The sequence below is a fragment of the Mesorhizobium sp. M0904 genome, from assembly GCF_040319475.1.
Lineage (GTDB): Bacteria > Pseudomonadota > Alphaproteobacteria > Rhizobiales > Rhizobiaceae > Mesorhizobium.
Genome location: NZ_JAMYOC010000003.1, coordinates 140,873 through 163,961, shown reverse-complemented (window position 1 = coordinate 163,961; position 23,089 = coordinate 140,873). Strand labels below are relative to the sequence as shown.

General features: G+C 63.0%; 20 protein-coding genes. 9 read left to right on the top strand and 11 right to left on the bottom strand.

What is annotated here, in order from left to right; translation table 11 throughout:
- Positions 1 to 4 precede the first annotated feature (4 nt).
- The 3 genes from NKH80_RS05090 to NKH80_RS05080 are packed head-to-tail and all read left to right on the top strand — an operon-like array spanning position 5 to position 2,613.
- The gene (locus tag NKH80_RS05090; RefSeq protein ID WP_352505300.1) at positions 5 to 601 is read left to right on the top strand and encodes a dimethylamine monooxygenase subunit DmmA family protein; all 597 of its coding nucleotides are present in this window, start codon (positions 5 to 7) and stop codon (positions 599 to 601) included.
- Positions 598 to 1,563, top strand: coding sequence for a PDR/VanB family oxidoreductase (locus NKH80_RS05085; RefSeq protein ID WP_352505299.1), 966 nt, complete (start codon positions 598 to 600; stop codon positions 1,561 to 1,563). The genes NKH80_RS05090 and NKH80_RS05085 overlap by 4 nt, the downstream gene beginning before the upstream one ends.
- 9 nt (positions 1,564 to 1,572) lie before the next feature.
- On the top strand, positions 1,573 to 2,613 hold the full coding sequence (locus NKH80_RS05080; RefSeq protein ID WP_352751099.1) for a heme-dependent oxidative N-demethylase family protein: 1,041 nt from the start codon (positions 1,573 to 1,575) through the stop codon (positions 2,611 to 2,613).
- Between the two features lie 51 nt (positions 2,614 to 2,664).
- On the opposite strand, the gene NKH80_RS05075 is transcribed toward NKH80_RS05080, so the two are convergent.
- Positions 2,665 to 3,378 (bottom strand): helix-turn-helix domain-containing protein, encoded by a 714-nt coding sequence (locus NKH80_RS05075; RefSeq protein WP_352645392.1) that lies wholly within the window; start codon positions 3,376 to 3,378, stop codon positions 2,665 to 2,667.
- Between the two features lie 249 nt (positions 3,379 to 3,627).
- On the opposite strand from NKH80_RS05075, the gene NKH80_RS05070 reads away from it, so the two are divergent.
- Positions 3,628 to 4,986 carry a trimethylamine monooxygenase gene (locus NKH80_RS05070; protein ID WP_352505297.1) on the top strand — a complete coding sequence of 453 codons (1,359 nt, stop codon included), beginning with the start codon at positions 3,628 to 3,630 and terminating at the stop codon, positions 4,984 to 4,986.
- A 24-nt stretch (positions 4,987 to 5,010) separates the two neighbouring features.
- On the opposite strand, the gene NKH80_RS05065 is transcribed toward NKH80_RS05070, so the two are convergent.
- Positions 5,011 to 6,348: an aminotransferase class I/II-fold pyridoxal phosphate-dependent enzyme gene (locus NKH80_RS05065; RefSeq protein WP_352505296.1), complete on the bottom strand. Its 1,338-nt coding sequence runs from the start codon at positions 6,346 to 6,348 to the stop codon at positions 5,011 to 5,013.
- A gap of 109 nt (positions 6,349 to 6,457) precedes the next feature.
- Here NKH80_RS05065 and NKH80_RS05060 point away from each other — a divergent pair, with 109 nt between their 5' ends.
- The 5 genes from NKH80_RS05060 (at position 6,458) to NKH80_RS05040 (ending at position 11,251) form a co-directional block, all read left to right on the top strand.
- Positions 6,458 to 7,432, top strand: a complete 975-nt coding sequence (locus NKH80_RS05060) for a substrate-binding domain-containing protein (protein ID WP_352505295.1) — start codon at positions 6,458 to 6,460, stop codon at positions 7,430 to 7,432.
- Between the two features lie 72 nt (positions 7,433 to 7,504).
- Positions 7,505 to 8,335 carry an ABC transporter substrate-binding protein gene (locus NKH80_RS05055; protein WP_502900459.1) on the top strand — a complete coding sequence of 277 codons (831 nt, stop codon included), beginning with the start codon at positions 7,505 to 7,507 and terminating at the stop codon, positions 8,333 to 8,335.
- 8 nt (positions 8,336 to 8,343) lie between these two features.
- A complete protein-coding gene (locus NKH80_RS05050; protein WP_352990012.1) occupies positions 8,344 to 9,267 on the top strand; it encodes an amino acid ABC transporter permease in 924 nt (307 codons plus the stop codon).
- Complete coding sequence (locus NKH80_RS05045; protein WP_352990009.1) at positions 9,254 to 10,027, top strand: amino acid ABC transporter ATP-binding protein; 774 nt, start codon at positions 9,254 to 9,256, stop codon at positions 10,025 to 10,027. The genes NKH80_RS05050 and NKH80_RS05045 overlap by 14 nt, the downstream gene beginning before the upstream one ends.
- Before the next feature lie 42 nt (positions 10,028 to 10,069).
- Positions 10,070 to 11,251, top strand: coding sequence for a M20 aminoacylase family protein (locus NKH80_RS05040; protein ID WP_352990007.1), 1,182 nt, complete (start codon positions 10,070 to 10,072; stop codon positions 11,249 to 11,251).
- Between the two features lie 125 nt (positions 11,252 to 11,376).
- On the opposite strand, the gene NKH80_RS05035 is transcribed toward NKH80_RS05040, so the two are convergent.
- The 9 genes from NKH80_RS05035 to NKH80_RS04995 form a co-directional block, all read right to left on the bottom strand.
- Positions 11,377 to 13,023, bottom strand: a complete 1,647-nt coding sequence (locus NKH80_RS05035; RefSeq protein WP_352820529.1) for a hypothetical protein — start codon at positions 13,021 to 13,023, stop codon at positions 11,377 to 11,379.
- 158 nt (positions 13,024 to 13,181) lie between these two features.
- On the bottom strand, positions 13,182 to 15,164 hold the full coding sequence (locus NKH80_RS05030) for an ABC transporter permease (RefSeq protein ID WP_352990004.1): 1,983 nt from the start codon (positions 15,162 to 15,164) through the stop codon (positions 13,182 to 13,184).
- The gene (locus NKH80_RS05025; RefSeq protein ID WP_352990001.1) at positions 15,161 to 16,237 is read right to left on the bottom strand and encodes a quaternary amine ABC transporter ATP-binding protein; all 1,077 of its coding nucleotides are present in this window, start codon (positions 16,235 to 16,237) and stop codon (positions 15,161 to 15,163) included. Before NKH80_RS05025 ends, NKH80_RS05030 begins: the two co-directional genes overlap by 4 nt.
- 74 nt (positions 16,238 to 16,311) lie before the next feature.
- Complete coding sequence (locus tag NKH80_RS05020; RefSeq protein ID WP_352645412.1) at positions 16,312 to 17,283, bottom strand: ABC transporter substrate-binding protein; 972 nt, start codon at positions 17,281 to 17,283, stop codon at positions 16,312 to 16,314.
- 414 nt (positions 17,284 to 17,697) lie between these two features.
- A complete protein-coding gene (locus NKH80_RS05015; protein WP_352989998.1) occupies positions 17,698 to 18,483 on the bottom strand; it encodes an SDR family oxidoreductase in 786 nt (261 codons plus the stop codon).
- An 8-nt stretch (positions 18,484 to 18,491) separates the two neighbouring features.
- On the bottom strand, positions 18,492 to 19,256 hold the full coding sequence (locus tag NKH80_RS05010; RefSeq protein WP_352989995.1) for an SDR family oxidoreductase: 765 nt from the start codon (positions 19,254 to 19,256) through the stop codon (positions 18,492 to 18,494).
- A gap of 126 nt (positions 19,257 to 19,382) precedes the next feature.
- The gene (locus NKH80_RS05005; RefSeq protein WP_352645416.1) at positions 19,383 to 20,891 is read right to left on the bottom strand and encodes a sugar ABC transporter ATP-binding protein; all 1,509 of its coding nucleotides are present in this window, start codon (positions 20,889 to 20,891) and stop codon (positions 19,383 to 19,385) included.
- A 33-nt stretch (positions 20,892 to 20,924) separates the two neighbouring features.
- Positions 20,925 to 21,863: a sugar ABC transporter substrate-binding protein gene (locus tag NKH80_RS05000; protein WP_352899273.1), complete on the bottom strand. Its 939-nt coding sequence runs from the start codon at positions 21,861 to 21,863 to the stop codon at positions 20,925 to 20,927.
- Between the two features lie 149 nt (positions 21,864 to 22,012).
- Positions 22,013 to 22,996 carry an ABC transporter permease gene (locus NKH80_RS04995; RefSeq protein ID WP_502900909.1) on the bottom strand — a complete coding sequence of 328 codons (984 nt, stop codon included), beginning with the start codon at positions 22,994 to 22,996 and terminating at the stop codon, positions 22,013 to 22,015.
- Positions 22,997 to 23,089 lie beyond the last annotated feature (93 nt).

Here is a 23,089-nt window from a genome sequence, read left to right as displayed (position 1 = left end):
GGGTATGGCAGCAAAAAGCATCATCAGCCGCCCGGTCTATGGGACCCTGTCTCCACAGCCCGGCAAGCACCATCTTTTCGTAGCGGACGCAGAGGGAGCGCTGGCGATTACCGATCTGGCTGCCAAGGCACCGGCGGATTTCTTCGGCGGCGCCCACATCATCTTCATTCCCGGCCGCGACGGTAAATACGCCGAGGCGGTCGAAGCACTGAAGCCGGCGCAGCTCTACCTCGGCCATTCCTTCGCCAGTGCCCTGCCGCGGCTGAAGCAGACGCTGGCCAACGCCCATATGGGCCTCAGGCTCTACCTTGCCGGCACCGAAGGGCTGATCGGCCAGGCCATGCAGGCGGCGCTCGAAGCCGGCATCGACCACACCTCGATCCAGACCGAGCATCGCGGCTCGCTGGCGCGCCGCGTGCAGTGCGTCCATTGCAAGGGCATCACCGAGAACGTCACGACGCAGCCGGCAACCTGTTCGCATTGCGGCCTGCTGCTTCTGGTGCGCGACCACTATTCGCGGCGCCTCGCCGCCTTCCAGGGCGTCTGCATCAACGCCGAGGACCGCAGCGAAATTCCTCCGATCGAGGAGGTCTTTCGATGAGCACCGGCACTACCAAACTCGATGTCGTCGTCAGCGATGTCGTCCCGGTCAACGAGTTGGTGACGCGCTTTCATTTCCGCAGGCGCGACGGCCAGCTTTTGCCGACCTTTTCCGGCGGCGCCCATGTCGTCGTCGAGATGCGCGATGGCGAACGTACCAGGCTCAATCCCTATTCGCTGATGGGCTCACCGCTCGACACCCGCGAATACACCATCTCGGTGCGCCGCGACGATGCTGGCCGCGGCGGCTCGCTGTTCATGCACAGGCAGGTCAGGCCGGGCACGGAGATGGTGGTGAGCTACCCCGTCAATCTGTTCTCGCTCGATCTTCGGGCCAGGAAGCATCTGATGCTGGCCGGTGGCATCGGCATCACCCCGTTTATGGCGCAGACCGCGCAGCTGGCGGCGCAAGGCGGCAATTTCGAATTGCATTACACCTGCCGCACCGCCTCGCTCGGCACCTATGCGGACCTGCTGAGAGAGCGCTACGATCGCCGGGTCAGGCTCTATCACGACGACCGCGACGAGCGCGTCGATCTCGACCGGCTGTTGTCGTCGCAGCCGCTCGGCACGCATCTCTATGTCTGCGGGCCGTCCGGCATGATCGGCTGGGTGCGCGAACGCGCCGCTGCCCTCGGCTGGCCGCCAGAGACCGTGCATTTCGAGCATTTCGCCGCACCCCAGCCCGGCGCGCCCTTCGACGTGACGCTGGCGCTCAGCGGCAAGACGATCCGTGTCGACGAGCAGCAGAGCCTGCTGGAGGCGATCGAGGCGGCCGGCGTCGATCCGCCCTATCTGTGCCGCGGCGGCGTCTGCGGCCAATGCGAGACCAACGTGATTTCGCATGACGGCAAATTCATCCACAACGACCACTGGCTGAGCGAGGAAGACCACCGTTCGGGTTGCAAGATCATGCCTTGCGTCTCGCGCTTCGAGGGCAGGTCGCTGGTGCTGGAAAGATAGGAGGCGAGCTTGGGCATCACCTTTCGCAAGGAAACGTTCCGCGACGACTTCACCTTCAGGAACAGCCCCGAGCACATCAGGCGGTTCCCGTTCCCGTTCCATGAAGACAGCTACATGTATGCGGTCAACATCGAGCCGCATGTCGTCGGGCCGAGGGGCAGCGTGCTGGAGAATTTGATCGACGTCGACGAGCACTATGTCGCCGAGATGCAGGACCGCGCTTTGGTGCTGGCCGAGGATCCGCTGCGCTGCCAGTCGCTGCCGCACATGACGCTGGCCGGCTGGGATCTGCTCGAACTCCTGATGGAGCAGCAGGCGCTGGGCTATCCCGAGCATTTCACGCTGATCCGCGACGGCGATCGCTGGCGCTGGATCAACCGGCCGCTCGGCATCGACGACAGCTTCACCTTCGGCGACGTCTCGACGCTGCCCTATGGACCGATGGAATATATCACCCGCCAGAGCCAGGGCGATTTCTGCATTCTCGACCAGCGCGACGGCAATCTGTGGATGGATGCCGGCATGGTCACCACCCAGGCCGACTGGTCGCTCGATTTCGACATCGGCATGAACTTCTTCGAATGGCACGCGCCGGTGCCGCTGGCGCATGAGAAGGGGATCTTCGTCCGGGCGCTGAAATTCCTCACCAACATACAGCAGGGTAAGCCGGCGCGCCGGCTGAACTGGACGATGACCATCAATCCGCGCCTCGACACCAGCCCGGAAAATTACCACAAATGGGGTCCGGACCGCGCCACGGTGACGCCGGAAAACGTTGGCGAAAAAGTGCATCTGCGCGTCGAACTGCAGAGTTTCTGGCGGCTGCCGCGCTCGAATGCGATCGTCTTCCCGATCCGCTGTTACCTCATCAAGATGGACGAACTGGTGACGCAGCCGAAATGGGCACGCCGCCTGCACCGCGTCATCCGCGACCTGCCAGACGAACTCGCCAATTACAAGGGCCTGACGCGCTATCGGCCGACGCTGGTCGAATGGCTGTCGAAATTGGATGATGGCAGCTCGACAAGCCCAGGCTTTGGGCCGGATTAAAGCTGCCCGCGAAGCTGCTAATCTCCCCCACGAGGGGGGAGATTGGCCAACTCACCCCGCGCTCTGCGGGTAGCAGATGATCGACAGATAGCGCATCGGCAGAACGCTCAGCACTTCCGGTCCGTGCGGCGCATCGGCGTCGAAGAACAGGCTGTCGCCGGGCTTCATCGGGTAGAGATTGCTGCCGTGCCGGTAAACCACTTCGCCTTCGAGCATATAGAGGAATTCCATGCCTTCATGCTGGAAGGTCGGGAACACGTCGGAATCCTCGGTCAGCGTGATCAGATAGGGTTCGACGACGACGCCGCTGGTGTTGGAGCCGATATGGCCGAGCAAATTGTACTGGTGGCCGGCGCGCGTGCCGCGGCGTTCGACGTCGAGGCCTTCGCCGGCCTTGACGAAGACGGCGCTGCGCTCCTCCTCGAAACGGCGGAAGAAGGCGGTGACCGGAACGCCGAGCGCCCGCGACAGCGCCTGCAACGTGGTCAGCGATGGCGAGGTAATGCCGTTCTCGATCTTCGACAGCATGCCGAGCGAAATGTCGGTGGCGGCAGCCAGATCGGCGACTGTGATGCCGAGCTTTTTGCGGAATGCTCGCACCTCGCGGCCGATCGCGACCTCAAGCACTTTTTCGCGGGTGTCGCGAATGGCGTGCGGGTTCTGGGTGAGCGGCACGCGTATCTTGCGCGGCTCGATCGCGGCGGGTTTGGCTTTGCCCGCCGCGGCGCCGGCATCTTGCTTCAGATTGGACGCTCTTTTCGCCATTTCGCCACCCCGGACCTTGCCGATTCATTTCACTCACGGTGAACATATTCGGTGCCGATACAGAAGCGCAACTCTCACGGCAAGCCGAATTGCGCAATGACCGGACTTCGCCCGAGCTTCCACGTCGTTTAGAAATCCAGCTCGGCGAAGCGCGGTTTCGCGACAAGCCCTGTTGACAGCATCGAAGGGGCAATTACTGTCCTGTCAGTGAAATTTGTTTCGTTAGAGAAATGAGATCGGGAGGCCCGCATGAAAGATCGTGTTGCCGTCATCGGAGCCGGGCCGTCCGGCATGGCCCAGCTCCGGGCCTTCAAGTCGGCCGCCGACAAGGGCGCCGATATTCCCGAGATCGTCTGCTTCGAAAAGCAGTCCGACTGGGGCGGCCTGTGGAATTACACCTGGCGCACCGGCCTCGACGAGCACGGCGACCCGGTGCATGGCTCGATGTACCGTTACCTCTGGTCGAACGGGCCGAAGGAATGCCTCGAATTCGCCGACTACACGTTCGAGGAGCATTTCGGCCGGCCGATCGGCTCCTATCCGCCCCGTGCCGTGCTGTGGGACTACATCAAGGGCCGCGTCGAAAAATCGGGTGTGCGTCAATGGGTGCGCTTCAACAGCCCGGTGCGCATGGTCACCTTCTCCGACACGACGAAAAAATTCACCGTCACCGCGCATGACCGCACCAACGACGTCACCTATTCGGAAGAGTTCGACAATGTCGTCGTCGCTTCGGGGCATTTCTCCGTGCCCAACGTTCCCTATTTCGAGGGCTTCTCGACCTTCAATGGTCGCATCCTGCACAGCCACGATTTCCGCGACGCGATGGAATTCAAGGGCAAGGATATCTTGATCATCGGCCGCTCCTATTCGGCCGAGGACATCGGCTCGCAATGCTACAAATACGGCGCCAAATCGATAACCTCGAGCTACCGCTCGAAGCCGATGGGCTTCAAATGGCCGGAGAACTGGAAGGAAGTGCCGCTGCTGCAGAAGGTCGTCGGCAAGACCGCGCATTTCAAGGATGGCAGCACCAAAGACGTCGACGCCATCATCCTGTGCACCGGCTACCTCCATTCCTTCCCGTTCCTCACCGAGGATTTGAAGCTGAAGACCGCCAACCGTATGTGGCCGGACGGGCTCTACGAGGGCGTCGTCTGGGAGAAAAACCCGAAGCTGTCCTATATCGGCATGCAGGACCAGTTCTACACCTTCAACATGTTCGACGCGCAGGCCTGGTTCGCCCGCGACGTCATCATGGGCCGTATCGAGCTGCCCTCGGCCGAAGCGATGGCGGAGCACGGCCGGAAATGGCGGGCACGCGAGGAGACGCTGGAAGACGCCGAGCAGATGATCTGGTTCCAGGGCGACTACACCAGGGAGCTGATGGAGCAGACCGACTATCCGGGCTTCGACGTCGAGGCCGTCAATCGGACCTTCATGGAGTGGGAGCACCACAAGGCGGAAGACATTATGGGCTTCCGCGACCATGCCTATCGCTCGCTGATGACCGGAACGATGGCGCCTTTGCACCATACGCCGTGGCTGCAGGCGATGGACGATTCGATGGAGAGCTATCTCGAGGTGAAGGGCGTGGCGGCGGAGTAGCAGTCAGAACGGCGATGACTTGCCTCAGACAACCTCCCGCGCCGGATCGGCTGCCAGCGCCAGGGAATTTGCGGCGTGCTCGAGGTACTCCTCGCTCAGGATGCTGGTCGCGACGCGCACGGCGCTGGTCTTTCCGGTCGAAAACTTCGCCCCGGCATGGGCCGCGATGCCGTGGGCGGCCAGCGTGACCATCGCGTAAGGTTCCGAAGCAACCGGAATGAGGACGCTGAGACCGTGTCCGGCGTCGATATCGACATTGCGTTTGGCCAGTTCGCCGGCGAGCCGTTCGCGACGGCCGCGGTATACCTCCTTCGCCTGCTCCACCAGGGCGGCCGTGGCCGGGTCTTGCAGCAGCCAGGCGGTGGCTGCCTGCAGGATGCGGCTGGTCCATCCCGAGCTGAAGCTGCGGTAGGACTGGATCTGCTCGACGATCGTCGCCGATCCGGACAGCACGGCGAGCCGCAGATCCGGGCCATGGGTCTTGGAATAGGACAGGATATGGATGACGCGATCGGGAAAACGCCGGCCAAGCGAAATGCGCGACGCCGAGGCAATATCGCCGACGCCGTCATCTTCGACAATCAGCACGTCGGTGCCGGCGAGCAGGTCGCCGATGACTTCCAGCCGCGCCGACGACATGCAGGCGCCGGTAACCGAATGGACGCGCGGCTGGAACAGGAACGCGACGGGCCGCTGCCGCAGAGCGTTGGCAAGTGCATCCGGCAAGGGACCGTCGCTGTCGCAATCCACGGGGATGATCGGCACGTCGAGATCCTCGAGAATGTCGAGCAGGCGAAGCGCCGTCGGGTTCTCGATGGCCACCGGCGCCCCCGGCGGGACCAGCGCATGCAGCAAGGTGTAGATGGCGTTGTAACCGCCATTGGTGGCCAGGAACGCGCCGGGATCGTACGGCCATGACGGGCGCACTGCGGCCTCCAGCTCGGGCAGGATGCGCACCCGCTCGTAGCTGTTGAGCTTTTCGGCGCGCGCACCATGCGCCAGCGCGATGTCGAGCGGCGGCAAGAGCCTCACATCGGGCTCCGCGATCGCCAGGTTCAGAATATCCTGTCCGTAATTGCCGCCGCTCATGTGGCGCTCGGGCCGGGCGGCAAAGCGGTTGCCCATGATCCAGGTGCCGTTGCGTCCGCGGCCGCCGATGATCTTGTAGCGCCGCAACTCGCTCCACGCCTGCGAGACCGTCGCCGGGCTGACGCCAAGCAAATAGGCCAGATCGCGCACCGGCGGAAGCTTTGCGCCGACAGGCAGCGCGCCGCTTCTGATCAGCGCACTGGTCTCGCGCGCGATGCCGCGCATCGTGCGGTCGCCAAGGCGATCAGCGAACCATCCTGCATCGAAATCCATCGGCACCCGCGACCATTAAAGCTAATGTTCAATAACATAATAACATTTGATCGGCCAAAATTAAACATTTACCAATCGCCGGTCAAACATAGCGTTGAAGTTCATGCCGATGCCCGTTTCCATCACTGTAGCCACCCGCGATTGGGACTATCTCACCCCTTTGGTGCTGGGTGACGTCACTTCGAGCCGCTTGTCGGTGAAGGTTGATCGCGTCGCCACGCTCATTCCGGACCTCGGTACCGATCCGAACTACGATGCGGCGGAGGTCTCATTCAGCCGTTATGTGTCGGCCATGGCTTCGGGCGTCGATACGGTGGTTGGATTACCGTGCTTCATCATGCGCGGCTTTCGCCATCGCTGCATCATAACGGTCGAGACCAGCCCGCTGGAACGGCTTTCCGACCTTGCCGGCAAACGCATCGGCGTGACCGGCTGGCGCGATTCCGGTAACACATGGACGCGCGCGGCGCTTCGCCGGGTAGGCGTCGGCGTCGAGGATGCCTATTGGTTCGCCGGCAGGCTGACATCGGGGCACCCGATCGCCGACCGCCTCGACGGATTCGGCAGGCCGGGGCGCATCGAAGCAGCACCGGGCGAGCGCCCGATGATGGAGTTGCTGGCGCAAGGCGAGCTCGATGCCGTTTTCACGCCCTTCATGCCGGACGGCTTTTTCGGCCCGGCTTCCGGCTTCCGGCAAGTGCTGCGCGATTTTCGCGCGGCCGAACGCGCCTATTTCGCCGACGTCGGTTATATCCCGGGCATGCATCTGGTCGCCGTCAAGGCCGCCCTGGTCAGGGAGCACCCCTGGCTGCCGCAGGAACTCGCCAGGCTGATCGACGAAAGCCAGCGCGTCTGGACGGCAAAGCGCCGAAAATATGCCGATACCTCGCCCTGGATCCTCGAGGAGCTGCTTCATGCGGGGCGCGACCTGCCTGCCTCCTGGAACGCCAGCGGCCTGCCGGCCAACCGGCGCATGATCGAGGATTTCGTCACCGAGCTCCATGCCCAGGGCATTCTGGCGGAACCGATTTCCGCCGAAGCCTTGTTTCCTTTCGAGGCCAGATCGCGGGCCACCGCAGCCTGACAACGCACAACGAAGAACACGAAGGAGAATGCCATGAGGACAATCAGCTTCATATTCGCCTCGCTCGTCACCATGCTGGCGCAGGCCAGCTTTGCCCAGGATATCCAGAAGCAATCGGTGAACGAGGATTTGCAGGCCCGGCTGCCGGAAGAGATCCGCACGGCGGGAAAGATCACAGCCGTCAACAACGGCTCGTTCCCGCCCTATGAGATCGTCACCGGCACCGAACTGTCGGGGGCGACCAGGGACATTTCCGACGCCATCGGCCAGCTGCTCGGTGTCGAGATCGATCATGCCTCGGTCGCCGGCCTGCCGGCTTTGCTGAGCGGCATCAATGCCGGCCGTTATCAGTTCGCGATGGGGCCTGTCGGCGACTATCCCGACCGGCAGAAATCCAACGACTTCATCGATTGGGTGCGCGAATACGTCGTCTTCGCCGTCGAGAAGGGCAACCCGCAAGGCATCACCTCGCTCGACACCGCGTGCGGCAAGCGCATCGCCGTCATGTCGGGTGGCTCGGCCGAAAAGGTCATCAAGCAGCAGGCGCAGAAATGCACCGAGGGGGGCAAGCCGGCCGTCGAGGTGCAATCCTTCACCGACCAGCCGAGCTCGATACTGGCCGTCCGGTCGAAACGCTCCGACGCATTCTTCTCCTCGCAGGCGCCGCTGACCTATTTCGTCGAACAGGCGAAGGGCCAGCTGGAACTCGCCGGGGTCGGCCAGGCCAACGGCTTCAAGGACATCTACCAAGGCGCCGTCGTCAAGAAGGGTTCGCCGCTGGGCGGCGTGCTGCTCGACGCCTTCAAGATCCTGATGAAGAACGGCACCTACGCCGCGGTGATGAAGAAGTGGGGCCTCGAGAAGAACATGATCGACGCGCCCGGCATCAACCAGGGCCAGTAGAGGCTGCCATGACCGACGCGACCGCTGCCTACTACGCGGCCGGGCTGCCGCGACGTCCCGACGACGCGCTGCGCGACGTCAAACGAGCCCACCGGCCATTCCCGCTCGTCCGGCTGGCGCTCTGGGCATTCACCGTCGCCGTCGCCGCCGGCTTCGCCTATATCGTCGCGGTCAACCCGAATTTCGGCTGGCCCGTGGTCGCCCAGTATTTCTTCGATCCGACGGTCATGCAGGGGCTTTCCGTAACGCTCGGCCTGACGGTCGTGGCGATGATCCTGGGCATCGTGCTCGGCCTGCTGCTCGCCATCGCGCGCATGTCGAACGACAGGCTGGCATCCTTTCTCTCCGGCCTGTTCATCTGGTTCTTCCGCGGAACGCCGCTGCTGGTGCAATTGATCCTGTGGTACAACCTTTCGACGCTGTTTCCGCGCATTTCCCTCGGCTTCGCCAGCTGGAATACCAACGACCTGATCACGCCTTTGACGGCCGCCGTTCTTGGTCTGGCGCTGAACGAGGCCGCCTACATGGCCGAGATCATTCGTGGCGGGCTGCTGTCGGTGGACAAGGGACAGGCCGAAACGGCTGAAGCCTTCGGCATGACGCGCGCGCGGGCCTTGCGGCGAATCATCATCCCGCAAGCCATGCGGTCGATCGTGCCGCCGACCGGCAATCAGCTAATCAGCATGATCAAGGCGACGTCGCTTGTCAGCGTCATCGCCATGGCCGACCTGCTCTACTCGGTGCAGTCGATCTACAACCGCACCTTCGAAATCATTCCGCTGCTGATGGTTGCAGTGCTGTGGTACCTGCTGATCACCTCGATCCTCAATGTCGCGCAAGGCGCGATCGAACGTCACTACAGCCGCGGCGACCGCGGCGCCCGTGAGAAGACGGCGACCGCCACACTGGAGGCCGCCAATGAGCGCGCATGACACGCCCCTGGTCAGGGCACGCAACGTTCACAAGGCGTTCGGCCCGCTCGAGGTGCTGAAGGGCATCGACCTGGATGTCGCGCCTGGCGAGGTGGTGGTCATTCTCGGACCGTCCGGCTCCGGCAAATCAACCTTCCTGCGATGCATCAATCATCTGGAGGCGATCGACCAAGGGTCGATTGAGGTGGACGGCGAGCAGATCGGCTACCGGCTGCACAACGGCCGGCTCGACAAACTCTCCGACCGGGCGATCGCGGCGCAGCGGCGCAAGATCGGCATGGTGTTCCAGCAGTTCAACCTCTATCCACACATGACGACCCTGCAGAACGTCATCGAGGCTCCGCTCGGCGTTCACCGGGAGAACCGCAAGGAGGCGATCGGCTACGCCCGCGAACTGCTGACCCGTGTCGGTCTCGCCGACAAGATCGACGCCTATCCGCGCCAGCTTTCAGGCGGCCAGCAACAGCGCGTCGCCATCGCCCGCGCGCTCGCCATCCGCCCGAAATTGATGCTCTTCGACGAGCCGACGTCGGCGCTCGATCCGGAACTGGTCGGCGAGGTCCTCTCCACCATGCGTGATCTTGCCAAGCAGGGCTTGACCATGATCGTCGTCACGCACGAGATCGGCTTTGCCCGCGAGGCGGCGGATCGGGTGGTGTTCATGGACGACGGCAATGTGATCGAGGCCGGGCCTCCGGACGAGGTTCTCGCCAAACCCAGGCACCCGCGCACGCGGGCCTTTTTAAGCCGTTTCATCTGACAGCAAAGCCGGCACGATTACGTGCTCGGCAAAGGACCTTCCATGCCAAAGACCTCCAACCAGTTCGCCGACATTTCCGACTTCGCCGACAAGGCCGCCGAGCTTGCGGCGGTTCGCCAGCACCTGCACGCGCATCCCGAGCTTTCATTCCAGGAGCACGAAACGGCTGCATACGTTGCCGAACGGCTCGAAGGCTGGGGCTACGAGGTGACGCGCAATGTCGGCGGCCTCGGGGTCGTCGGCCGCTTGCGCCAGGGCAGCGGCCGCAGCATCGCCATCCGCGCCGACATGGACGCCTTGCCGATTACCGAAGCGACCAATCTCCCTTATGCCAGCCAGGCCAGCGGCAAGATGCACGCCTGCGGCCATGACGGCCACACCACGATGCTGCTCGGCGCCGCCGAATACCTGGCGCGCACGCGGCATTTTAACGGCACGGTGAACCTCATCTTCCAGCCGGCCGAGGAAGCCGGCAAGGGAAGCGGGGCGCAGGCGATGATCGCCGACGGCCTGTTCGAGCGCTTTCCCTGCGATGCGATATTCGGGCTGCATAACCATCCGGGCGCGCCGACGGGTTCGTTCCTGATGCGCGCCGGGCCGCTGATGGCGGCGAGCGATACCGTCACGATCAAGATAACCGGGCGTGGCGGCCACGCCTCGCGTCCGCACCTGACGGTCGACCCGATCGTCGCTGCCGCCAACACCGTCATGACCCTGCAGACGGTGGTGTCGCGCAACGTCAACCCCATCGAGACGGCTGTCGTTACCGTCGGCACGATTCACGGCGGCACGGCCTCCAACGTCATCCCGGAACACGCCGAAATCACGCTGAGCGTCCGCTCTTTCTCGGCCGAGATTCGCGACACGCTCGAGCAGCGTATTCGCAATATCGCAGCACTTGTGGCGCAGGCGCATGGCGCAACGGTCGAGATCGATTACGAGCGCGGCTACCCGGTGGTGATCAATTCCGAGGGCGAGACGTCCTTCGCGACAGACGTCGCTGTCGAGCTCGTCGGTCAGGACAAGGTGTCTGTCTGCCCGTTGATCCCCGGCAGCGAAGATTTTTCTTATTTCCTCGAACACAAACCCGGTTGCTTCCTGCGCCTCGGAAACGGCGAGGATTCAGCCATCCTGCACAGCCCGAAATACAATTTCAACGACGGCAATCTGACCGTCGGCGCAGCGCTCTGGGCTCGACTGACCGAGAGATTCCTGGCCGTGTGATCCATACCTGCGGCTTGGATTGTCGATCGGCCGGTCTAGCATAATTGGGCGACCGGCCGCGCGACTATCGTGCACGAACTCTCACCGCATTCCAGCTCCTTCGAAAAGGGTAGGTGTTCATTCTCTCAGACGAACAAAAAGTCACTTGTTGTCAGCGTGTTCGTAAAGTTTGCGAGAGTAACTTGATCGACTCCCGCGGTAATGATGGTGTCGGTTCCAGTTTGCGCAATAGTGAGATCATCGAACGATTGCACGCCCTCCACGCCACTAAACACGATAGTGTCGCCTTGGGTCTGGCTGAAATCGTAGATGGTGTTTTGGGTTCCGACCGTCATGGAACCATCGTCCTTGAATATGAATTGGTCTCTGCCGCCCTGAGCGAACTCGCTCAGTTGCCCGTCGCCCCACATGTCATTGATGACCGTGCAGCCGGGTGCCGCGCTCCCGGCGTACAGGGTATCGTTTCCGCCCTTGGCCGAACCGGACATTTGCACAGCGTCGCCGCACAGGAAGTTACGGACCTGGCCGCTTTCGCTGTTGTGGCCCCCGGTAAGAATGTCGTTGCCCCCCTGGGCGGAACCGGACATAGAGCGCGCGTCGCCGTATAACTCGTTTAGAACATCAGGAAAGGCGCTTTTGTCCCCGCCAGTCAGGGTATCATTGCCGCCCACAGCGCTGCCGAGCATCGTGACCGCATCGCCATACCCCAAATTATGAGTGCCTTGCAGCACGGCCACGTCGTCGCCCCCCAGCGCGTGGTCGAACATACTGCCGCCCGCGTCCCCGTAGAAAGTTATCTCCGAGCCACCCGCGCTCGTGAAAGTGTCGTTGCCGCCCGCGGCGAAACCGGAAAGATCACCGCCCGCATCGCCATAAAGAGTTTTGCTCCCGATCTCCCCACCCAGGTCCGTATAGTGGTCGTCGCCGCCCTGAGCATGGTCAGACATGTTGCCGCCGGCGTCGCCGAAGAAAGTGTTGGTGGAAAAGAAGCCACCCGTGAAGGTATCGTTGCCACCCTTGCTGTAGGCCGACATATCGCCGCCGGCATCGCCGTAGAAAGTGTTGAATGAGTCGGTCCTGCTCGTGAAATTGTCGTCGCCGCCTTGCGCATTGCCGGACATGTTGCTGCCCGCGTCACCGTAGAAAATGTTATTGGCTTCTATCGAGCCCTGGAAGGTGTCGTTGCCGCCCTTGCCATGGTCGGACATCTCGCCGCCCGCGTCACCGTAAAAGGTGTGATCGGCTCCTTGTCGAGTGCTGGTCACGAAAATGTCGTCGCCGCCTTGAGCAAAGCCGAACATGTTGCCGCCGGCGTCACCGTAGAACGTGTTGTCTACCCGTCTACCCACTTCACTGCTCAACGTATCGTTGCCGCCCTTGCTGTGGTCCGACATATCGCCGCCGGCATCGCCGTAAAAAGTGTTGAACGAGTCGCCCTCGGCTCTAAAACTGTCGTCTCCGCCCAGAGCATGAACGAACATGTTGCCGCCGACGTCACCGTAGAAGACGTAGGTGCCCAGCGAGGCGCCTGTGAAACTGTCGTCGCCGCCCTTGCTGTGGTCCGAGCTATCCTCGCCGGCATCTCCGTAAGCAGTGGTGGTGGAGGATGGCGATCCCGTGAAGATGTCGTTGCCGCCCCTCGAGAAATCTAGCAGGCTGCCGCCAGCATCGCCGATTAAGGTGTTTGTATTTAGATCGCCTGCGAGGACGTCATCGGTGCCCCGTTGACGGTCTACTAGATCACCGGGAGTAAAGGGAACGCGTATAGCCATTGTTCGCTCTCCTGTTGAGCCTGCCCGTCCGATGACAGCCGTACGATGTGAGGTAACAGCGAGCAATCATCCCGAATGGCTATATCTTTAGGCGTAGGGATCGGTGCCTCGTTAGCGGCGCGCTTGGCGGCAGCTTCCTGAGGCCGTCCTATTCCGGACTATCCCAGCCTTGCGCGAGCCTTCGCCGTCCAGGCGTTGAACAGCCGGTCGGCGACGATGCCGATGAAGGCAATGGCCAGGCCGGCGACAATGCCGCGGCCGGAATCGGCCTTGGACAGGGCGATGAACACCTCCTGGCCGAGATCGCGCGTGCCGACCATGGCGCAGATGATGATCATCGCCAGTGCCATCAGGATTGTCTGGTTGACGCCAAGCATGATCTCTGGAAGCGCCAGCGGCAGCTGCACGCGAAAGAAGGTCTGGCGCCTGGTGCAGCCGGACACCTTCGCCGCCTCGATCAGCGCCGGCGGCACCTGTCGAATGCCGTGATTGGTGTAGCGGATCGCCGGCACCACGGCGAAGGCAACGGTGGCGATCATCGCGGTGACGTCGCCGACCCTGAACAGCATCACCACCGGAATGATGAAGCAGAACGACGGCAGCACCTGCAGTGTGTCGATGACCGGCGTGACGGTCTTTTCGAAGCGGTCGCTGCGCGATGCCATCAGCCCGATCGGGATGCCGATGAGGCAAGCGATAAAGGCCGAGATGCCGCACAAATAGACCGTCGCCATGGTCTTTTCCCAAAGGCCGGTGACGGCGCAGAACGCTGTCAATGCCGCGACCAGGGCGGCGAGACGCAAGCCGCCGAGCTGGTATCCGGCAAGGCCGAGGAGACAAACCGCGCCCAGCCACGGAAAGCCCTCGCAGAAGGCGCGCGCCGGGTTCAGCACGTTGACGATAAGCGCCACGCGGAACGCTTCGATCGTGTCGAAGAAGTTGATGGTGATCCAGTTCACCGCCGCCTTCCACAAAGGTGCGGTGGTTAAGGTGATCGCCTTCGGCATCGCGGCGAAGGCCGGCACGAACAGGCCGAGCAGCGTGGTGACGGCGAGAATGGCGACGGCCAGCGTCAGATTGGGATAACGCCGCCAGAAGCTGGTGCCGGCCTGATGGCGGACATTGCCCTTGGCGTGATTGTGGGCGATCGCCTGACTCAGCCGGTCGAGTGCAATCGCCAGTGCGACGATGGCGAGGCCAGCTTCCATCGCCTCGCCGACCTTGAGCGCGCGCAACGCCAAAAGCACGTCATAGCCGAGCCCACCGGCGCCGATCATCGAGGCGATGATCACCATATTGAGCGCCAGCATGATGACCTGGTTGACGCCGACCATCAATGTCGGCCGCGCCGACGGCAACAGCACTCGCCACAGCTTCTGCCGTGCCGTGCAGCCGGCCATCTCGCTGAAATCGTCGATCTCCGACGGCACCCGCGACAGGCCGAGCATCGTCGCCCGCACCATTGGCGGCGTCGCGAAAATTGCCGTCGCGATCATTGCCGAGACCGGGCTGTTGCCGAAAAGAAGCAGCATCGGGATGAGATAGGCGAAGGTCGGGATCGTCTGCATCAGATCGAGGGCAGGGGAGATCAACAGCCTCTCCACCCAAGGCTTGCGCCATGCCCAGATGCCGGCGAACAGCCCGGTGACAATGCAAAACGGCACGGCGATCGAGATTAAGCCCAGCGTCAGCATGGCGCTGGTCCACTGCCCGAACAGCGCGATGTAGAGAAAACAGCCGCCGGCCAGCGCACCCAGCTTCCAGCCGCCGGCCGCGCGTCCGGCAAGGTAGGCGGCAGCGCAGACGCCGACCCAGGACAGGCGCGGCAACACGACCATATCGGCGCCATGGCCGATCTTGAAATTTTTGGCCAGAAGAGCGAGCGCGAAATCGAGCGGCACGCCGAGCACCGCGGTGATCGAACGGGTCAGCCAGGAGAAATTCGACTTCACCCAGTTCATCAGCGCACCGACCCAGTCTGCGACAGGAACGATCGCGCCGGCCGGGTAATTGACCGCCCAGGGCAGGCTTTCCTGCAGCAGGAAGACGATAAGCACGGCGGCGAGCGCGCAGGCCCAGATCGCCAGCCAGGTTTGAATCGGCCGGGGCCTCGCTGCGCTGGCGCTTGCCGTGACCGTCATGCGCCGACCCCACGACGTTCTATGCCGGCGAGAAGATCGATCACCGCCTGCGGCGTGACCTCGCCGATCGGCTTTCCGGCGCCGTTGACCACCGCGAAGGCCTTGCCGGCAGAGACGATATCAGCCGAAAAACTTGATATCTTGGCATCCGGCGCGACCGTGCCGCCGTACTCGGCGCCATCGCAGGCGCGCATCAGGCTGCGCGCCGAGATCACCTTGGCGCGGTCGACGTCGCGGGTGAATTCGGCGACATAGTCGGTCGCCGGGTTGACCACCAACTCTTCCGGCGTGCCGATCTGGATGACCTCGCCGTCCTTCATGATGGCGATACGATCGGCTAGCCGGATGGCCTCGTCGAAATCATGGGTGATGAAGACGATGGTCTTGTGCAGCATGGTCTGCAGCCGCATCAGCTCGTCCTGCATCTCACGGCGGATCAGCGGGTCGAGGGCCGAGAACGGCTCGTCGAGGAACCAGATTTCCGGCTTCGTGGCGAGGCTGCGGGCGATGCCGACACGCTGCTGCTGTCCGCCGGAAAGCTCGCGCGGATAGAAATGCTCGCGGCCGCGCAAGCCAACCAGCTCGATGACTTCACGGGCTCGCTTCTCGCGCGTCGGCCGGTCCTGCCCCTGGATGCCCAAGGGAAAGGCGATGTTCTCCAGTACGTTGAGATGCGGCAGCAAGGCAAAATTCTGGAACACCATACCCATGCGATGGCGTCGCAGCTCGATCAGCGCGGCATCGGAAATCTTGAGCAGGTCCTTCCCCTCGAATTCGACCTTGCCGTGGGTCGGCTCGATCAGCCGCGACATGCAGCGCACCAGCGTCGACTTGCCTGACCCCGAAAGTCCCATGATGATGAAGATCTCGCCCTGTCGGATTTCGAGATCGACGGCGCGCACCGCGCCGACCAGTCCGGCCGCGGCGATGTCCGCCAGGCTGGCCTTGCCGTCGCGCCGGCGGATGAAATTGGCCGCGTCCGCCCCAAACAGCTTCCAGACATTGCGGCAGGCAAGCTTTATCGGGCGTGCATCGTTGCCGGCTTTCGCCGCCTGTTCAATCGTATCGCTCATTCAACCGTCCTTCTGGAATAGGGGATCGAGACCCGGCCCTGAATGGCCGGGTCGTCGCGTTTCCAGTCAGACGGTCACTCGGCCCAGGCTTTCCAGTCGGCTTCGTGGGCGGCGATCCAGGCGGCGGCGACATCTTCCGGCGTCTTGCCTTCGAGATCGATCTCGCCGCTCATCTTGTTGAGCTCGTCGGTATCGACCGTGTAGTTTTTCGCGACCTTGTAGGCGACCGGCCATTTGTCCTTCATGCCGGCCCAGGAATATTTCCAGATCTCGCCATGCGGCTTGCCGCAGTCATATTTGGCATCTGGGTTCACGCCCCATTTCGGGTCGTTGTAGCATTCCGGCGTATAGTCGGGGAATTCGACCCATTCGCCCTTGTATTTGGCCGGCGCCCAATGCGGCGAATAGATCCACAGCATGATCGGCGCCTTGCGCTGATAGGCCGAGTCCAGTTCGGCGAACATCGCCGCATCGGTGCCGGCATGGATGACGGTGAAGGGCAGTTTCAGCGCCTCGACGCGTTCGTCGTCAAAACCTTCCCATGTCACGGGTCCGCCGAGATAACGCCCCTTCGGCGCGGTTTCGGCGGTCGAGAACGCTTCGGCGCATTTCGGGTCTTTCAGCGCCTCCCAGTTAGGCAGGCCGGGGCATTTCTCTTTCATATACTCGGGAAACCACCATTCTTCCTTGGCCTTGGGTCCGAGCTTGCCGAGGCGTTCGGTCTGGCCCGTCGCGTCCGAGGCCTTCATCGCCTCGCCGGCCGTCGTGTCCCAGAATTCCAGGCCGACATCGATGTCGCCATTGGTCAGGCCGGTGGTCAGGCTGGAGAGATAGTCGGCGGTCGGGTACTCGACGGTGTAGCCGAGCTTTTCGAGGATGCCGCCGAGGATCTTGGCGTTCAGATTGACGCTGGTCCAGTCGAACAGCGCGATCTTGATCGGGTCGTTGGATTCCGGCGCTGCCGCATAGGCCGAAGATGTCAGTGCGGCTGCGGCAAGTGTTAAGGCTCCCATTGAGAAACTCGAAATCATGTTCCGAAGTGACATGCTTGTTCTCCTGTCAAGCTCTGGTGAAGTTATCGTTCGTTCCCTTCTTGCGTCTTTTTTTGATTGTGTTGGAAAAGCTGGTCGTTGCGCAAGGGCGTTGGCGCCAGATTGCTGCCGGCGCTGAAGCGGCGCAGAGCGGATGGTGCCCAATTTTGTGAAAATGTGCCGGAGGGGACCGTGTCATGGCTGCCGATGGATTGCCGCCAAGGCAGTCCGCGGATCGATCGCCGGTCTGGCGGCGCTATGAAAGGTGCGAGCCATCAAGGTCCCATGATCTCAGCTGTCGGCCTGGCGAACCCATCTCGCCAGAGCCGTTTCATGGGATGAAATTATATATACCAACATTCATGTCTCGCAACGCGTAATGCCGTCACGGTCATGCAATTCGGACAGGGCACTGCCGCCCGAGTATCCTCACGACATGATCAGGCCGCCATCGACATTGATGGTCTGCCCGGTGATGTAGGCCGCATCGTCGCTGGCGAGAAAGCTGACCAGGCCGGAGACATCCTCGCCGCTGCCGGCGCGGCCCATCGGGATGTTCTTCACCCATTCGGCCATCAGTTCGCCGGGCTTGTAATCGCCCATCAGCTTGCCCCACGCCGCGTCGTTATAGGCCCACATGTCGGTGTCGATGATGCCGGGGCAGATCGCGTTGACGGTGATCTTCTCCTTTGCCACTTCCTTGGCCAGGCTCTGGGTGACGCCGACGACGCCGAATTTCGAGGCCGCATAATGCGGCGTGTAGATAAAGCCCTGCCGCGCCTGGCCGGATGCGGTGTTGATCAGCCGGCCGCCGTCGCCGTGCTTGCGGATGCGCGCGATCGCCTCCTGGCAGCACAGGAACACGCCCTTGGTGTTGACCGCCATCACCTTGTCCCATTCGGCCTCTGTCATCGCCTCGACCCTGGCGATGGTGATGACACCGGCATTCTGTACGGAGATGTCGACGCGGCCGAACTGTTGCTCGGCCAGGTCATAGAGGGCGACGACCTCGTCCTTCCTGGTCACGTCCATGCGCAGCGATGCGACCCTGGCGCCCGCAGCCTTCAGGTCGGCGGCAACCTCATCGACGCGCGCGTCGATGGCGCTGACGACGACCGCCGCACCTTCCGCGGCGAAGCGCCTGGCCATTGCCGCCCCAATGCCGCCGCTGGCGCCGGTGATGACCGCCGTTTTTCCCTGGAATCGCTTCTGCATCTTTTCTTCTACCAGCAGACGAAGCCGCCATCGACGATCAGGTCGATGCCGGTGACGAAACTCGAGGCGCGGCTGGCCAGGAACACGGTCGGGCCGACCATTTCTTCTGGCGCCGCCATGCGGCCCATCGGCGTGTCGCGCTCGAAGATTTTGACCTGGTCGGCGACCTCAGGTCGCTTGTTCATCGGCGTCAGCGTGTAGCCGGGGCTGACGACATTGACGCGCAGGCCGCGATCGGCCCATTCCATGGCCAGGCTCTTCGACATGTGGATGACCGCGGCCTTCGACGAATTGTAATGCGCCTGTGTCAGGCCGCGATTGACGATCGAGCCCGACATCGAGGCGATGTTGATGATCGAGCCTTTGCGCCGCGTCAGCATGACGCGGGCCTCGGCCTGGCAGGACAGGAATACGCCGCTGACATTGACGTCGTAGAGCTTCTGCCATTTCTCCAGCGACAGCGTCTCGGCCGGCTCAGCTCCGGCGACGCCGGCATTGTTGACGGCGACCGTCAGCGCCCCGAGTTCCTCCTCAGTACGCTCGATCGCGGCCGCGAGATCGGCCTCTGACGTCACCGTGCCGTTCAGCACCAACGCCTTGCGGCCAAGTGCCGTGATCCGGTGCGCGGTCTCCTCCAGCCCGCCTTTGGAGGCGTGGCCGAAGCAGGCTATGTCGGCGCCGGCCTCGGCCAAGCCGATGGCGATTGCTTGGCCGATGCCGCTGCCGGCGCCCGTGACAAGTGCCACGTCACCATGAAGTTCGAATAGTTTCATCGTCGGTCCCTCTGTTCCAACCGCCGTCCTCCGGAAATAAAGGGGCGCCAACTCTGTTGCTGGCGCCCCGCGCGGTCTGGTGCCCGGGAGGATACCACCTGCTGCGCTTTGTTTCGATGGGCCGTCCTAGCTCGTGGCGAGTTCCATCACGGCGACATTGCTCGCTTCGCTGCGGTCGAGAATGCCGCGTTGCCGGCCGCGGCTCAGCACCAGCACGCGATGCGACAGGCCGAGCACTTCCTCGAGGTCGGAACTCACCACCACCACCGCCATGCCGGAACGGGCAAGGTCGGCGATGACATCATAGATCGCGGCGCGTGCACCGACGTCTATGCCGCGCGTCGGCTCGTCCAGGATGAACACCTTGGGCGGGCGCGACACCCATTTGGCGATGATCACCTTCTGCTGGTTGCCGCCGGAGAGCTTGCTGACCGCCTGGTTCGGCCGGCCCTTGACGCCGAGCCGGCGAATGCCGGCCTCGGCGAATTTCTGCACCGCCTTCGGGAACACCCAGCCATTCGGCGCGACATGGTCGAAATTGCCGATCGCCAGGTTCTCGCCGATCGTCTGGTCGAGCACCACGCCTTGCGCCTTGCGGTCTTCCGGTACGAGAACGACGCCGGCCTTGATCGCCGCCGCCGGGCCGTTGAGATGCACCGGCTTGCCGGCGACGCGCACCGAACCCGATGAGATCGGATCGGCACCGGCGATCGCCCGCACCAGCTCCGTGCGTCCGGCGCCGATCAGCCCGGCAATGCCGAGGATTTCGCCGGCCCGCACTGAAAAGCTGACATTTTGAAAGCTGCGTTCCGGCGAGGACAGGTTCTCGACTTCGAGCAGCGTGTCGTTGCCCGGCGCCGATACCGTAGGGAACATCCGCTCGACGCTGCGGCCGACCATCTGCTCGACCACGGTGCGGACCGGAATGTCGGCGCGCTCGTGCCGGGCGACGATGCGCCCGTCGCGCATCACCACCACGCGGTCGGCGATTTGGGCGATCTCGTCCAGCCGGTGGCTGATATAGATGAAGGACATGCCTTCCGCCTTGAGCTTGCGGATTTGCTGGAACAGGAGCTCCGTTTCCTCGCCGCCAAGGGCGGCCGTCGGTTCGTCGAAGATCAGCAGCTCGGCATTGAGCGTCAGCGCCTTGGCGATTTCGACCTGCTGCTGGGCGGCGATACGCAGCGTGCGCACTTTGCGCTCGGGCGAGACATCGAGGCCGAGGCGCTTCAACTGGGCCGATGCCCGTGCATTCATTGCCGCGCGGTCGATGCGGCCGCCGCGCATCGGCAGGCGCCCCACATAGACGTTTTCGGCGACCGACAGATCGGGCAAGAGCTTCAGCTCCTGGTGGATCATGCCGATGCCGGCGTCGATCGCCGCGGCAGGATTGGCGGGGGAATAAGGGTTCCCCCGCCAGGTGATGGTGCCGGCATCGGGTTTCGTCGACCCGGCGATGATGTTCGAGACGGTCGACTTGCCGGCGCCGTTTTCGCCAAGCAGCGCCACGACCTCGCCCGGCCGCACCTCGAAGCTCGCATCGGCCAGGACCTGCACCGGCCCGTAGCTCTTGCAGAGGCCGCTGACGACGAGCCCGTTATGGGGGCTGTGCGTATGGCGAGGATCGGTGGACATCGTTGCGCTCGCTGACTGCCGGACTGATCTTAATCAGGGATGCTTGGCGATGAACTGCTCGACATTGTCCTTGGTGGTCAAAGTCGCATCCTGCAGCTGTTCGGCGGGAATGGTCTCGCCGGCCACCAGCTTGATTGCCGCGTCGACGGCAAGCCGGCCCATGCCTTGCGTCTGCTGCGTTGCCGTCACGTCGAAGACGCCGTCCTTTAGTGCCTTGAGCGCCGCCACGTCGCCGTCGAAGCCGGCAACCCAGACCTTGTGGCCGGGATTGGCGACCTTTACCGCCTGCGCCGCACCGAGCGCCAGCGCGTCGGCCTGGCCGATGACGATCGACACATCCGGATGCGACTGCAACAGATCCTGCGTCAGCTTGAAGCCTTCGTCCTGGTGCCAGCCTTCGCTCCACAATTCGCCGACGACCTTGATGTCGGGATAGTTCTTCAGCGCTTCGCCGCAGCCCTTCGAGCGATCGACCTCGGGCGTCGTACCCTTCTGGCCGTGGATGATGATCAACTCGCCCTTGCCGCCGGCCTGCTTGGCGATGTAGTCGCAAACCGCCTTGGCCGATGCCACGCTGTTGGTGGCGATGAAGGTGTCGCCGGGTGCGCCGTCGGCGTTGCGATCGACATTGATCACTGGGATGCCGGCCGCCTTGGCCGTCTTGGTCGGCACGGTGGCGGCGGTGGCGCCGGCTGGAATGTAAATCAGCGCATCGATGTTCTGCGTGATCAGGTCCTGCACCTGGCTGACCTGGGTCGCCGAATCGCCCTTGGCATCGACGGTAACGACCTCGATGCCCTTTTCCTTGCCATAGGCTTCGACGGACTGCTTGATCTGGTTGAAGAAGTCGGCCTGCAGATTGGCGACGGCGAGGCCGAGCTTCTTGGCCTCCTTGGCCGAGGCCATATCGGACAGGCCAAGCAGCGGGATGACGGCCGCGGCGGCAAGCAGCAATGAACGTTTGGTCAGCATGTTATTCCTCCGTTGATGTTCAATCTGTCCTGCCCGCGCATCGCGGCGCCCCTTGGCCGAACAACTCCCAGTTTCGGATCACCGATCCGTTTTCGCCCGAATATCCGGGTGAATCTCATTGAGCCCAATTCTTCATTGTGCCCCATTCTTCATTGTGCTCGGCGCCGCCAGGTGTCGGTGGCCACTGCCAGCGCGATCACCACGCCGATAACCACTTGCTGGATGAAGGGCGAGACACCGAGCAGGTTCAGCCCGTTGCGCAGCACGCCGATGATGAGGACGCCGATGGCGGTGCCGCCGATCGAGCCGACGCCGCCCGACAGGCTGGCGCCACCGATCACTACCGCCGCGATGGTGTCGAGTTCGTAGCCGAGGCCGGAGCTCGGCTGGACGGAATCGAGCCGCGCGGCAAGCACGATGCCGGCGAGACCGGCCAGTACGGCGCAGATCGCATAGACCCAGTTCGTCAGCGACTTGACCGGTATGCCGGACAGCCGGGCGACTTCGGCACTGCCGCCGATTGCGTACAGGCTACGGCCGGTGGCGCGGTAGTTGAGGAAGATCGCGAAAACGACGGCAAGCACGATCATCAGCCCGACGGTGACCGAGAGGAAGCCGAAATGCCGGATGATCGACAGGCTGGTGAACCAGTCGGGAAAGCCGACGATCTGCGAGCCGTCGGTGATCATGTTGGCGAGACCGCGCGCCACCGACATCATCGCCAACGTGGCGATGAAGGGTGGCAGCTTGGTGATCGTGACCAGCAGGCCCGAAACCAGGCCGCAAAGACCGGCGACGACGAGGGCCGCGGCGATGCCGGCGGGCAGGCCGAGATTGAGATAGTCCGGATGGGCGACGAAGCCCATCACCATGGAAGCCAGTGCCAGCACCGAGCCGACGGACAGGTCGATGCCGCCGATCAGAATGACCAGCGTCATGCCGATCGCCATGATGCCGAGCACGGTGACCTGGTCGAGCACGTTGAGGATGTTGCGGATGGTCAGGAACGTGTCGGTGGTCAGCGAGAGCGCCAGGCACAGCAGAACCAGCCCGATCAGCGGACCCATGGTTCCGGCAAAGACAGCTGAAAACCTTGCGCCCGCCGTAGCCTGCGCGCCAGAGCCTGCCTTCAACTCGCTTGCCTTCAAATTGCTTGCGTCGTTGCTCACAGCCACTTTCTCTCCTCCACAGCAATCCGGCACTGCATCACCGGGCCACTTTGCTCA